Source organism: Shimia haliotis, assembly GCF_900114415.1.
Taxonomy (GTDB): Bacteria; Pseudomonadota; Alphaproteobacteria; order Rhodobacterales; family Rhodobacteraceae; genus Shimia; species Shimia haliotis.
The window spans coordinates 153,308-165,843 of sequence record NZ_FOSZ01000006.1 but is presented as its reverse complement, the minus strand read 5'-3'; the positions used below and the strand labels follow the sequence as shown (position 1 = coordinate 165,843).

12 protein-coding genes are annotated in these 12,536 nt (G+C 57.2%); 3 read left to right on the top strand and 9 right to left on the bottom strand.

The features are described 5' to 3' along the window. Positions 1–2: 2 nt before the first annotated feature. The 3 genes from BM069_RS14850 to BM069_RS14840 are packed head-to-tail and all read left to right on the top strand — an operon-like array spanning position 3 to position 2,868. The gene (locus tag BM069_RS14850; RefSeq protein ID WP_093324843.1) at positions 3–842 is read left to right on the top strand and encodes a carbohydrate ABC transporter permease; all 840 of its coding nucleotides are present in this window, start codon (positions 3–5) and stop codon (positions 840–842) included. Then, positions 839–1,873, top strand: coding sequence for a Gfo/Idh/MocA family protein (locus tag BM069_RS14845; RefSeq protein ID WP_093324842.1), 1,035 nt, complete (start codon positions 839–841; stop codon positions 1,871–1,873). The genes BM069_RS14850 and BM069_RS14845 overlap by 4 nt, the downstream gene beginning before the upstream one ends. After that, positions 1,870–2,868: an ABC transporter ATP-binding protein gene (locus tag BM069_RS14840; protein WP_093324839.1), complete on the top strand. Its 999-nt coding sequence runs from the start codon at positions 1,870–1,872 to the stop codon at positions 2,866–2,868. The genes BM069_RS14845 and BM069_RS14840 overlap by 4 nt, the downstream gene beginning before the upstream one ends. Positions 2,869–2,981: 113 nt before the next feature. Here BM069_RS14840 and BM069_RS14835 read toward each other — a convergent pair whose 3' ends face one another. From BM069_RS14835 to BM069_RS14795, 9 genes are all read right to left on the bottom strand, one after another. Continuing rightward, a complete protein-coding gene (locus BM069_RS14835) occupies positions 2,982–3,599 on the bottom strand; it encodes a molecular chaperone TorD family protein (protein WP_093324838.1) in 618 nt (205 codons plus the stop codon). Then, on the bottom strand, positions 3,600–6,065 hold the full coding sequence (torA, locus tag BM069_RS14830) for a trimethylamine-N-oxide reductase TorA (RefSeq protein ID WP_093324836.1): 2,466 nt from the start codon (positions 6,063–6,065) through the stop codon (positions 3,600–3,602). Positions 6,066–6,075: 10 nt separating this feature from the next. After that, positions 6,076–7,260 (bottom strand): pentaheme c-type cytochrome TorC, encoded by a 1,185-nt coding sequence (gene torC / locus BM069_RS14825; protein ID WP_093324835.1) that lies wholly within the window; start codon positions 7,258–7,260, stop codon positions 6,076–6,078. Between the two features lie 64 nt (positions 7,261–7,324). Continuing rightward, a complete protein-coding gene (locus BM069_RS14820) occupies positions 7,325–7,498 on the bottom strand; it encodes a periplasmic nitrate reductase, NapE protein (RefSeq protein ID WP_093324833.1) in 174 nt (57 codons plus the stop codon). 172 nt (positions 7,499–7,670) lie between these two features. Continuing rightward, the gene (locus BM069_RS14815; RefSeq protein ID WP_093324832.1) at positions 7,671–9,137 is read right to left on the bottom strand and encodes an aldehyde dehydrogenase; all 1,467 of its coding nucleotides are present in this window, start codon (positions 9,135–9,137) and stop codon (positions 7,671–7,673) included. A 10-nt stretch (positions 9,138–9,147) separates the two neighbouring features. Further along, the gene (locus BM069_RS14810) at positions 9,148–10,185 is read right to left on the bottom strand and encodes an LLM class flavin-dependent oxidoreductase (RefSeq protein WP_093324830.1); all 1,038 of its coding nucleotides are present in this window, start codon (positions 10,183–10,185) and stop codon (positions 9,148–9,150) included. Between the two features lie 17 nt (positions 10,186–10,202). Continuing rightward, positions 10,203–11,114, bottom strand: coding sequence for a flavin reductase family protein (locus BM069_RS20135; protein WP_093324829.1), 912 nt, complete (start codon positions 11,112–11,114; stop codon positions 10,203–10,205). After that, positions 11,111–11,923, bottom strand: a complete 813-nt coding sequence (locus BM069_RS14800) for an alpha/beta fold hydrolase (RefSeq protein ID WP_093324828.1) — start codon at positions 11,921–11,923, stop codon at positions 11,111–11,113. Before BM069_RS14800 ends, BM069_RS20135 begins: the two co-directional genes overlap by 4 nt. After that, the gene (locus BM069_RS14795) at positions 11,895–12,497 is read right to left on the bottom strand and encodes an amino acid synthesis family protein (protein ID WP_093324827.1); all 603 of its coding nucleotides are present in this window, start codon (positions 12,495–12,497) and stop codon (positions 11,895–11,897) included. Before BM069_RS14795 ends, BM069_RS14800 begins: the two co-directional genes overlap by 29 nt. Positions 12,498–12,536: the final 39 nt, after the last annotated feature.

Genomic DNA, 12,536 nt, shown 5'->3' with positions numbered 1-12,536 from the left:
CAATGAACAAAGCTCGTTCCAACCCGCTCAACACCACGCTGATGCATGGCGCATTGATCCTTTATACACTGATCGCGCTGTTCCCCGTGTTTGTGATCCTGATCAACAGCTTCAAAACCCGCAAAGCCATCTTCCGCGAACCGCTGGCCTTGCCAAACTCCGAAAGCTTCTCACTAATCGGCTATGAAACCGTGCTGAAGCAGGGGGATTTCTTCCTCTACTTCCAGAACAGTTTCATTGTCACGGTGGCCTCGCTGTTCTTCGTGCTGCTATTTGGCGCGATGGCTGCCTTCGCGCTCAGCGAGTATCGGTTCAAGGGCAACACTTTGATGGGGCTCTATCTGGCGCTTGGCATCATGATCCCGATCCGCATCGGCACCGTTGCAATCCTTGAAATGATGGTGGCCACCGGCCTTGTGAACACACTTTGGGCGCTGATCCTTGTTTACACGGCGCAAGGATTGCCGCTGGCGGTGTTCATCCTGTCCGAGTTCATGCGCAACGTGTCAGATGACCTCAAGAACGCGGGCCGTATCGACGGACTTTCGGAATACGCAATCTTCTTCAAACTGGCGCTGCCTCTTGTGCGCCCGGCCATGGCGACGGTCGCGGTGTTCAACATGATCCCGATCTGGAACGACCTCTGGTTTCCGCTGATCCTTGCCCCTGCCGAAGAAGTCAAAACCCTGACGCTCGGCAGCCAGGTCTTTATCGGGCAGTTCGTAACCAACTGGAACGCGGTTCTATCAGCCCTGTCGATGGCCATCATTCCGGTGCTGATCCTTTACGTGATCTTCTCGCGCCAGCTGATCCGCGGCATCACCTCAGGAGCCGTCAAATGACCCGAGTGTTGATTGCAGGATTGGGCAATATGGGCCTCAGCCACGCATTGGCCCACCACCACCACGAGGGTGCCGAAATTGTCGGTCTGGTGAACCGATCCGGTGCCGTGGCGCATGCCGATCTGGCGAGTTATCCGGTGTTCACCGATTTTCACGCGGCATTGGCTGACACCAAGCCCGACCTTGTGGTGATCGCGACCTATTCGGACAGCCACGCGGATTATGCTGTCGCGGCGATGGAAGCAGGCGCGCATGTGTTCGTTGAAAAGCCGCTTGCGACAACCGTTGAAGATGCGCAGCGTGTTGTGGACACCGCCACGCGTCTGGGCCGCAAACTGGTGGTCGGCTATATCCTGCGCCATCACCCGTCTTGGGTGCGCCTGATCAAAGAGGCGCGTGCTTTGGGCGGGCCTTACGTCTTTCGCATGAACCTCAACCAACAAAGCAAAGGGGCGGAATGGGACACCCACAAGGCTCTGATGCAGACCACTGCCCCCATCGTGGATTGCGGCGTGCATTACGTGGATATGTGGTGCCAGATCACCGACGCCAAGCCGGTGAGCGTGAACGGTATGGGGCTACGGCTTTCGGACGAAATCGCCGAGGACATGTACAACTATGGCCAGTTTCAGGTGACGTTCGATGACGGCTCCGTCGGTTGGTACGAGGCCGGATGGGGGCCGATGATGTCGGAAACTGCGTTTTTTGTGAAAGACGTGATTTCGCCCAATGGGTCCGTGTCGATCACCGAAGCTGACAAAGCAGGCAGTTCGGATGTGGACGGTCACACCAAAGTTGGCGGCCTGTTGGTTCACCGCCGCGATGGCGACACCCTGATCAATTTGCCCGATGAACCAGGGCATCAGGAACTTTGTGATGCTGAACAGGCCTATATGCTGCGTGCCGTCGCTGAAGACATCGACCTCACTCGCCACATGCAAGACGCGGTGCAATCTCTGGCCATATGTCTGGCCGCCGATGAAAGCGTTCGAACCGGAAAACCCGTAAATCTGAAGGAGGCGACCCAATGACGGCGCTGACTCTGAGAAACGTGAACAAGTCCTTTGGTGACGTTCACGTCCTGAAAGACATCAACATCGACATCGAGGACGGCGAATTCGTGGTCTTCGTCGGCCCCTCGGGTTGCGGCAAATCCACTTTGCTCCGGGTCATCGCGGGGCTGGAGGACGCCAGTTCCGGCGAGGTCCGCATCGGGGATGATCTGGTCAACACCACACCGCCCTCCAAGCGCGGCATCGCGATGGTGTTCCAGTCCTACGCGCTTTATCCGCACCTGAACGTGCGCAAGAACATGACACTGGCGCTCAAGCAGGAGAAACAGCCCAAAGAGGTGATCGAAGAGCGTGTCAGCGAAGCCAGCCGGATGCTCAACCTTGAGGACTATCTTGAGCGCTACCCGTCTGAGCTGTCAGGTGGTCAACGGCAACGGGTTGCGATTGGGCGGGCAATCGTGCGCCATCCGCGCCTTTTCCTTTTTGACGAACCACTCTCGAACCTTGACGCGGCCCTGCGCATGAACACCCGCATCGAAATTGCCAACCTTCATGCGCAACTCAGCGCCTCGATGATCTATGTGACCCATGATCAGACCGAGGCCATGACCTTGGCGGACAAGATTGTCGTGCTGCGCGATGGCCGCGTCGAACAGGTCGGCTCTCCGATGGAGCTTTATAACAACCCCGCCAACAAATTTGTTGCTGGCTTCCTTGGATCACCGGCAATGAATTTCCTGCCTGCAAGTGTTCTTGGCGAAGACGGATCCCACACAATCGGCATCCGCCCCGAAGACCTGAAGGCCAGCGGCAGCGGTCCGCTGAAAGCGACAGTGCGGCATGTTGAGGAACTGGGCGGCGACACCAACGTTGTGGCCGAAATGGACGGGCACACGATCACCGTGCGCATGTTCGGGCAATTTCCGGTCAAGCAGGGCGAAGCCCTGTCGCTGACAGCGCCGGAGGACCGGCGATACAGGTTTGACGCCTCAGGCGGGCGCATCACGTCCTGACACAGCCTTTTGAGCAAGTTCCCCAAAAGAATATGGCGGCGTGTCCAAGACACGCCGCCATTGTTTTGTTGCCCTGATCCGAGGCGAGCTGGAAAGTCGCAACCGGCTGCGGCTCACTCCTTTGCCAACGCCGCCAAATAGCGCTGAGAAAGGGATATCAATTCGGGGTAAAACCGACTGCGGACCGGCACACGCGACGCAGCTTGGGCCCACCGATCAAACCACGGCAGGATCTCTGCATTCAGGAAATCCGCAGGCGTTTCTTGACCGGATTTTGGCGATCCAAGCAGCACCGACAGGTATTCCAGCAAAAACGAGATATGATCCGCCGGTTCATTTGTCGGGGCCGAAAGCCCCAATCCCTGCGACGAAAGCCGCGCAACCATGCGATCATGGGCCGCTCCAAAAACCTGTCCGGTCCCTTCAGAAAACAGGCTGGCATAGGGTTGCGCGTTGGCTTTCTCTCCCAACAGAAACAGCGCTGCGTAATCTGCCGCGACCGTGCGCAGCGGGGTTTCGAGATCGCCCCACCCTACAATTGCCGCCTCAAAAGCCGCACGGCCTTCGGTGATTTCACACACCGACGCCATACAGTCGAGAAACGGTTCAGCTGCGCCGCTTTGATACGCCGCCATCTGATCCGCCGTTACTTCAAACAGAAACAACTGCGCCAACCAACGGCAGACCTCGGGATGACCCAAGGCGATCTCGTCTTCAATCCCATCTTTCATTCAGAGGGATTCCTCGATCGGTCCACCAAAGGATGTCACCGGCGGCGCCACACCTTCGAACTTTTCGATCTCCACGAGACAAGTGTTCGCCGAGGTGGCTTGTGACAGTTTCGAAGCACCCACATCCATCGTCACGGTGTTGGGATCCCCATAGGTATCCAGCGCACCGATGCTGGCGTCCACTGGTCCGTACCAAGCACCTTCATGGATACGCACTACACCCTGCGGATAATCTTCAGACACACGCGCGCCAGCCAATAGTTGTCCACGGTCGTTAAACACGCGCACGATATCGCCGTCATTGATCCCGCGATTGGCAGCGTCTTCAGGGCTAATGTACACCGGCTCGCGACCCTGGACCGCATAGGTGGCGCGATATTCATCGCTTTCACACATCTGCGAATGCAGGCGTTGGTCTGGGTGGCAGCTTTGCAGCCAGATCGGGAACCTGTCCGAATTCGGCCCCCCGTGGGAACGTTCGGCCTTCTCCATCCACTTGGGATGGGCGCCGCAATCATCATAGCCAAATTTCTCGATGGTCCGGCTGGAGATTTCGATAAATCCTGACGGCGTGCCCAGCGCATTGATCTCGGGGTCTTCGCGGAACGCTGCGTGGCGTACCCAGTTTTCGCCCCGCTGGAACCGCACCATGCCGTCTTCCCAGAACTGGTCAAAATCCGGCATCTCAAAACGCCCGTCATTGGCCGCTTTGGTTGTGTCATACATCTGGCGCAGCCATTGCATTTCGGTCATGCCACGGGTGTATTCCTCGGCACGCCCGAAGCGATCAGTCAGCCCCGTGAAAATTTCATAGTCGGTTTTGGACTGATAGAGCGGATCCACAAGCTTGCGCATCGCGACAACGCCCGTGTTGGAATAGGCCCCGTAGGTGTCCATATCGTTGCGCTCGAACTGCGTGCAGGCAGGCAGGACAAGATCGGCATGACGACAGGTCGCCGTCCATGCAAAATCTATCGCCACAACGGTCTCAAGTTGCCGGAATGCTTTGCGCATTTTGTTCCGGTCCTGATGATGGTGGAACGGGTTACAGCCGGTAAAGACCGCCATCCGCACATCCGGATATGTCACCTCATGACCATTGTATTGAATTTTGTCGCCAGGATTGAGCAGCATATCGACCCAACGCGCCACAGGGATGACATTGCTCGCCCCTTTGTAATTGTGGAGGTCGTGTTTTGGTGTTTTGCCCAGATCCAAGTTCAGCGGGAACGCGCCCGGCATATTCGCACCGGTCTGCGGCACACCGACACCACTGTAGTGGTGCGAATAGCTTACACCACCACCGGGCAAGCCGATCTGACCCAACATCGACGCAAGGATCGTGCCCATCCAATAAGGCTGCTCACCATGTTGCTGGCGTTGCAGCGACCACCCAAAGAGGAACTGTGTGCGCCCTGATGCCAACAGGCGGGCGAACGACCGGATTTCCTCGGCCGGCACACCACAGATTTCGGCCGCCCACTCAGGCGTCTTGACCGTGGCATCCTCGCCTTCGCCCATGACATAACTGATGAACTGGTCAAACCCGAGCGAATAGATATCGAGGAACTCTTTGTCGTGCAGGTCTTCGGTATAAAGCGTGTGGGCAATGGCCAGCATGAAGGCCACGTCCGTCATCGGGTTCACATAAAGATGCTCGGAATTCAGGTGTTTCTGGGTCTTGGAACGCACCGGATCCACGCTGATCACACGGATTTCGCCCGCGGCCACCTTGTCGCGCAACTCATCCAGATAAGGCAGCGATTCATGGGTTTCGCAGGTCCAGCCGACCTGAAGGTTCTTAAGCGGATCACTTGCCCAAAGAACCACAGTGTCCGCGTTTTCCAAAATCACAGGCCACGATGTCCCCTGCGCGTAGACTTCGGTGGAACCAATCACATATGGCAGGATCGTTTGACCTGCACCGGTGGAATAGTCTCCCACCTTGCGTACATAGTTCCCGTGCATGGAAACCGCGCGGTTCATGTGGTTGATGCAGGTATGAAACAGCCCTGTCTGACGCCATCCGGTCGCGCCAGCAAACAACCCCGAAGGCCCGTGCGTGGTCTGCACCCGCTCCAGTTCTTCGTAAAACAGATCCAGCGCTTCGTCCCACGTGATGCGCACATAGCGGTTGTCGCCGCGGGTTGTGCGATCGGCATTTTCCCGATTGTCGAGCCAATCGGCGCGCGCCATCGGGTATTTGATCCGCGACGGGCTATAGATGATGCCTTTGATGCCCTTGATCATATCAGTGGGATAAGGATCATCTTCCAAAGGCTGCACATCGGTGACTTTGCCGCCCTTCACCAAGGCACGAATGGCGCCCCAGTGTGAACCGGTCACATGCCAGGTGCCTTGACTGCTGGTGGCGGCTTGCGCAGCTTTTGCAAACAGGCTTTGGCCCATCAGCGTAGCCGCGCCACCCGCGACCAGACCTTTTAGAACATTACGACGTGTGGTCATGGTGGCCTCCTTAGTGCGACTCGCTGTTGTCAGACGAATGGTTCTGCAAATAGGTCAGAACCAACTCCTGTTCGGTTGCATCCATATTGGTAAATCCGACCATACCGGCAAACAGCGCCGGCCACGCATTGGTCGAGAAGTGATCCGGATCGGGTTGCGCGTGACAGCTGCTGCAAGAACTGGAGTAGCTTTCCGCCGCGACATCCCACAATTGTTCGTCGTCAGCCACAAACCCGTCGGCTGCTGCCCAGAGCTTGACCGTGACTTGGCTCCAATCCAAACCGGTGTTGTCGTCGTTGCGCGGTGTGCCTGCCTGAACGAGTTCCGCGTTCTGCGCGGCCTCTTTCTCAAGAACGGCGACTCGCGCATTCAGGCCGAAATCATCATACAGAACGCGCCCGTAACCCTTGTCCTTGCGCCACGCCTTCATCTCGAAATGCACTTTGTCGCCTTTGGTTTCCAGAACCTCGATGCGCGCAGCAAGGTTCAACTGGCCAGCAGGTTCCGCCATATCCTCGCCGGCAAACACCGTGACAGGCCGATAGGCAAAATAGTCCTGACCGTCGCTCAGGCTTGTTGCGGCACGTCCTTCCAATGCGGCAACAACCGGGCTTGAATCCGCGGAGCGTTCTGGCAGGTGGTGCGCGATGCCCTTGTGGCATTCAATACAGCCTGTATTGAGTTCCGCCGCCGGACGCATGTAAAACACAGCTTCATCTGACATTTTGTCCCAGTCCATGCTGTCATAGTCGTGACAATTCCGGCACTCGAGCGACCCATTTGCAGAAAGACGTGCCCATTCATGGCGCGCAAGCTCTTCACGTTTGGCGAGAAATTTTTCGCGTGTGTTGATCGTGCCGAACACGGCGCCCCACACTTCCTTGCTGGCCTGCATTTTTCGAGCAATTTTGTTGGTCCACTCGTGCGGAACATGACAATCCGGACAGGTCGCCCTGACGCCTGTGCGGTTTTCCCAATGCACCGTTTCCTGAAGCTCTTGATACACGTTGTCACGCATCTCGTGACAGCTGATACAGAACGCCTCTGTGTTAGTGACTTCCAACGCTGTGTTGAAGCCGCCCCAGAACACGATACCGGTTATGAAGCCACCGACCGACAGCACGCCAAGGCTGATCGTGGCGGGTGGCTTCCGCAGTGTTCTCCAAAATCCCTTTGCTGCGCCTACTATACCCATGGAGCTGCTCCAAATTTGGTGGTTCAATTCTCAAATTGTTGAATGGTGGACCGCGAAAAAGCGATCAGTACCCAGCGGTCGGCGGGCCATTGATCACGTGGGACATCCACACAACAAAGCCATAACCCCCGACAAACGCGACCGCGAGTGCCGGTAAAACGATCAAGGTAAGAAACAGGAATGCCATCCACTCTCGCCGACGGGAGGCTGGCTGTTGGCCCTCGGAACTGTCTGTCATCAGAATGCTCCTTCTAAAGCTATATTAAAATGTTTTGTTTAGTCTGCCCGAAGCGCGCGCGGTCCGTCAAGCAATGCAATGTGTTAGGCTCGGCTTTGAGGCATCTCAATATTTTTTCAGGTGAACCCGATTCGTTGCCTGTTCCCGTGCCACTACCAAAGAGAACCCGCCCTCAACGCATGACAAACGGATCAGGGATAGGATCGTCGCTGGTGCGCAGCCAAACGGCCTTGACCTTGGTATAGTCCAAGGCGGCCTGCATGCCGCCCTCGCGCCCGTGCCCAGACAGACCATGCCCGCCAAAGGGCGCAATCGGGCTAACGGCACGATAGGTATTGACCCAGACAATTCCCGCCCGAATTCCGCGGATCATGCGATGCGCGCGTGTCAGATCTTTGGTGAACACGCCGGAGGCCAAACCAAACGCTGTATCATTGGCAATGGCGAGGGCTTCCGCCTCTGTGTCAAACCCAGTGACCGACAACACCGGACCAAAAAACTCATTGGTCAAACAAGGTGCATCCGGCGCGTTTGAACAATCCAGAATGGTCGGAGGGAAATAAAAGCCCTCGCGATCCAAGGCCTGCCCGCCAACAACCAGCTCGGCACCGACAGCCACAGAAGCATCGACCAGATCCTGCGCGGTTTCGCATTGCCTTTTGGTGCAAAGCGGTCCGACCTCTGTGGCCATATCATCCGGCGCACCAATCGCAATCACTTGGGCTTTTTCTTTTAGACGCGCAAGGAATGCCGACTTGATCTTGTTTGAGACAACCAACCTGGAACCGGCGACGCAACTCTGTCCGGAAGCGGCGAAAATACCGGAAATCTGCGCGTTCACAGCACTTTCTATGTCGGCGTCTTCGAAAACAATAAACGGAGATTTTCCGCCCAACTCCAACGATGTTGACGCCAGATTTTCAGCCGAGTTGCGCACCACATGGCGTGCGGTTTCGGGCCCACCGGTAAAGGCGACATGATCAATTTTGGGATGGCGTGTCAAAACCGATCCGCACTCGGGCCCAAATCCTGTGATCACATTGAGAACGCCGGGCGGAAAGCCCGCCTGATCAAAAATGCGGGCAAACTCCAGCATCGGGGCCGGCCCCTCCTCGGACGCCTTCACAACCATGGTACATCCCGCAGCCAGCGCCGGTCCGATCTTCACCGCCGAGAGGAACAATTGCGAATTCCATGGCACAACAGCCGCAACCACACCGATTGGTTCACGCCGCAGCCAGACGTCCATGTCCGGCTTGTCGATCGGCAGGTGCGCGCCTTCGATCTTGTCCGCCAGCCCTGCATAATAGCGATAATACTCTGCCACATAGGCAATCTGCGCGGAGGTTTCGCGGATAATCTTGCCGGTGTCCCGGGTTTCCAACTCAGCGAGGCGCGCTGCGTTATCCGCCAAAAGATCGGCCAGTCGATAAAGAAGTTTGCCGCGCGCTGTGGCTGTCATGGATGCCCATTCAGCGCAATAAAATGCCGCCTCAGCAGCATCAACCGCGGCGTTTACATCTTCTGCGCGCGCCTCCGGCATCGTCGCCCAAACCTGCCCTGTGGCCGGATCAACGCTATCAAATCTGGCCGCGCCGTCCGAAAAAGCTCCGCCGATATAATGTTGAAAATGGTCCATTGGCGTCTCCTCAGGCAAAAGCCGGCATCACGTCGTTGATAAACCGTTCAAGCGACGCCTTTTTGCGCTCAAAACTCATACCGCTGTCAATCCAGAGCGAATATTCGTCATAACCCAGCGCTTCGTAGGCCTTTATCCGCTCGATCGCATTATCCGCTGTGGCAATCACGTTGTCGCGGATCATGGCCTCGGGTGTGTAAAATGGATGTCCGGCGATTTCATCTTCCGTCAGCGGGTCAATCAGCCCTTGTGACACTGATCTCTCGTTTTTGAACCACGCGCCGAAATAACAATAGAACCGGTTGATTTCTTCCGCGGCGCGCTGAACATCCGCCTCATCAGCTGCAATGTAGGTGTGATTGAGCAGCATGATCTCCGGCTTCTTCTGCTCCGGAAATTTGGCACAGGCTGCTTCAAAAGTCTGCATCAGTCGGGTGATTTCCTCATCCCCCTGCCACAAGGGCGTGACTTGTACGTTGCAACCGCTGGAAACCGCAAATTCATGGCTGTTGGGATCGCGCGCCGCGATCCAGATCGGCGGCCCGTTCTCTTGCACCGGCTTTGGCGAAGCTGTCGTTGCGGGGAAACTGTGATAGGTGCCGTCCTGCGCGTAATCCCCTTTCCAAAGGCCCTGAACCGCAGGCACAAGTTCGCGCATCCGCAGCCCCGCATCCCAAGCATCCATGCCCGGCACCATGCGTTCATATTCATAAGAATATGCCCCGCGCGCGATGCCAAGTTCGAGACGCCCGTCGACAATCATGTCTGTCATGGCGGCCTCACCAGCCAACCGGATCGGGTGCCAGAAGGGCGCGATAATTGTGCCGGTGCCAAGCCGGACATTCTTGGTTTGCCGCGCCAAATCCACCAAATTCAGAAACGGATTGGGCGCAATGGTGAAATCCATCCCGTGATGCTCGCCTGTCCAAACGGCGTGCATTCCGCCTTCATCGGCAATTTTGGATAACGCGATAAAATCACGATAAAGTTGATTTTGATCCTGCTCTGCAGAGGTTCTTTCCATATGTACAAAAAGTGAAAAACGCATGGGTGCCTAGCCTCCAGTCACACAATCGCGCGGACTTCGCCGCGGCTTTGATCGCCATAGTAAATGCCGAATTCCCCAACTGCGGATTCAGCCGAAAATCGTTCGAGCATAGTCAACATTGCCGGATCGGATATGTCATCCAGCGCGTGTCGGCTGAGTGGCACAAACGTCCCTTTCATCGCCTCAGGCTCCGCCGCCTGACACAAAAACGCAATGTGCTGACGCCCGCGTTTGGGGTCTTCATAGACCGAATAGACAAAGCCCGCCTTGGCGCTTGGACAGGTCGCCTGCAAAAGCCGCGCTACCGCCGCCGACGCGCCCTCGCCAGAGGTGGCCAGTGTTTCCGGCAACATCATACCCCCCTGCGTGTCATCCACCAAAAGCACATGCCCCTCGTGTTCAATCAGCGCCGTTACCGCAAGATCGGTGGCCTGTGACGCGGCTTGGGCCGCCATGGACGGCGTGACATAAGCGCCGCGCACATACCCCAATCCCGGCGCCGCCGTGCTGTCAAAGGCGCAAACTTCGCCGATCAGGATCACATGGTCTCCGGCCTCCGTGACCTTGTGCATCCGACAATCAAACCAAGCGCTCACCCCGTCCAAAATCGGTGCGCCTTGCGGGCCATCCCGCCAACCGACATCGGCAAACCTGTCCTCAGCTGGCCGCGCAAAGGTGTTGGACACATCCATTTGGGTCTCCGACAGCACATTCACAGCAAATCCCTCCGCAGCCACCAACGCGTCATAGTTGCTTGAGCTGTTTGCAAGGCAGACAAGCACCAAGGGCGGGTTCAGTGAAACCGACGTAAAAGAATTTGCGGTGAACCCGAGTGGGGCATTGTCACCGTCTTTTGCCGTCACAACGGTAACACCGGTCATAAAGGCGCCAAAGGCCGTGCGCAGGGCGCGAGGATCAATGTCTGTCATGATGTCACTTTCTGATCTGCCGGTCGCGCCAACCACGCCTTCAAGTGTTCTGTCACCACGTCCGGCGCGGTAAGATTCACCATGTGCCGATGACCGGAAACAACAACGGCCTCGCCTTGGCACGCCGCCTGCGCCATTGCGCGGGACATGGCTGGTGTAGAATTGGGATCATCCTCGCCTGTGATGGCCAGAAACGGACATCGGATGTCACCCATTTGATCGGCATAAGTCCGATCACCCGCCGCAAATGCCGCATAGGCGGTGCCATAGCCTGACCGTTCAACCCCGCTCAGCCAACCCGCAACCTTTGTTCGGGCTGCCCGATCAGTCGCCGTATCCCCAAACCAGCGATCCAGCGGCGTCTTAAGGTCCATGGCGCCCGCCTGTATTTCCGCCGCACGGGCCTCAACTGCGGCGCGCGCGCTGGCATCACGCCGAAACACGCCATTTAGCAAAGCAACCCGTTTTGTAGCGTCCGGATAGGTGCTCGCAAATCCGACCGCAATCAAAGCCCCCATCGAATGGCCCGCCAGATTGACCGGCCCCAAGGCTAAAGTGGTTGTGACGTCATTCAACCATGCCACAAACGCGGGCAATCCGCTGTTGGCCGGCAAAGGGCTACTGCGACCATGACCTGGCAAATCCACCGCAATCACCCGATGCGTCTGGCTCAACGCCTCAATCTGGGGCGCCCAAGCCGCGGATTGCATTCCGACCCCGTGAACAAGAACCAACGGCTCACCTGCGCCCGCCTCGCGCAGGGCAACCGTGCCTCCTGTTCTAGACAGCGGCAGGGTTGTCAGCGTCATGGCCCAACTCCTTGAGATCTTGGTACCTGTCACCGATCCGGTGATGCGGGCGTCCGCCAATCGACGCGCCAAGCGCAATAAGAATTTCATCCGCCGCCGGCGCATCCGCGACGGAGGTCTGGATGGTCAAATAGTGGGACCGGCGCCCCCCGTCATTTTTATCCATCAACGGGATCATCAAGGGCGCATTGGCTGGCCCACGCGTGTTGCAAAACGACAAATAGGATTTTGCCCCGACCGCGTTGCGGTAATGGTTGCCAAAATGCAGCGTATGAATGAGGGCCGAGGCATGCTCCACCTCGCCGCCCAACCCGACGATAGCAGACTTCCCGTATCCCTCAACGCGGTCGCCGCCACCGGCGGCATCGAGGATCATCTCTGTCAGCAAAGCACCGAGACCCGGCGCACAATCACGGATGTCCGGCGTCAGATCCTCGACAAACCCGCGACCAGCCCACGGGTTTCGGATAACCGCCATCGCGGCAATCAGGGTCAAGGGAGTCTCTGCGACCCGCCCCCCTTCGATCAGGGTGTTTTCAACATGAACAAGTGTTTTGCGAATTTCTGCGGGCATAGCGATTCCTGACGTGAGCTTCACCGCACTTTGGTATGA

Excerpts from the sequence above, each read along its gene's own strand:
- BM069_RS14850 (WP_093324843.1), top strand. The coding sequence starts at position 3 with ATGAACAAAGCTCGTTCCAACCCGCTCAACACCACGCTGATGCATGGC.
- BM069_RS14845 (WP_093324842.1), top strand. The coding sequence starts at position 839 with ATGACCCGAGTGTTGATTGCAGGATTGGGCAATATGGGCCTCAGCCAC.
- BM069_RS14840 (WP_093324839.1), top strand. The coding sequence starts at position 1,870 with ATGACGGCGCTGACTCTGAGAAACGTGAACAAGTCCTTTGGTGACGTT.
- BM069_RS14835 (WP_093324838.1), bottom strand. The coding sequence starts at position 3,599 with ATGAAAGATGGGATTGAAGACGAGATCGCCTTGGGTCATCCCGAGGTC.
- torA (WP_093324836.1), bottom strand. The coding sequence starts at position 6,065 with ATGACCACACGTCGTAATGTTCTAAAAGGTCTGGTCGCGGGTGGCGCG.
- torC (WP_093324835.1), bottom strand. The coding sequence starts at position 7,260 with ATGGGTATAGTAGGCGCAGCAAAGGGATTTTGGAGAACACTGCGGAAG.
- BM069_RS14820 (WP_093324833.1), bottom strand. The coding sequence starts at position 7,498 with ATGACAGACAGTTCCGAGGGCCAACAGCCAGCCTCCCGTCGGCGAGAG.
- BM069_RS14815 (WP_093324832.1), bottom strand. The coding sequence starts at position 9,137 with ATGGACCATTTTCAACATTATATCGGCGGAGCTTTTTCGGACGGCGCG.
- BM069_RS14810 (WP_093324830.1), bottom strand. The coding sequence starts at position 10,185 with ATGCGTTTTTCACTTTTTGTACATATGGAAAGAACCTCTGCAGAGCAG.
- BM069_RS20135 (WP_093324829.1), bottom strand. The coding sequence starts at position 11,114 with ATGACAGACATTGATCCTCGCGCCCTGCGCACGGCCTTTGGCGCCTTT.
- BM069_RS14800 (WP_093324828.1), bottom strand. The coding sequence starts at position 11,923 with ATGACGCTGACAACCCTGCCGCTGTCTAGAACAGGAGGCACGGTTGCC.
- BM069_RS14795 (WP_093324827.1), bottom strand. The coding sequence starts at position 12,497 with ATGCCCGCAGAAATTCGCAAAACACTTGTTCATGTTGAAAACACCCTG.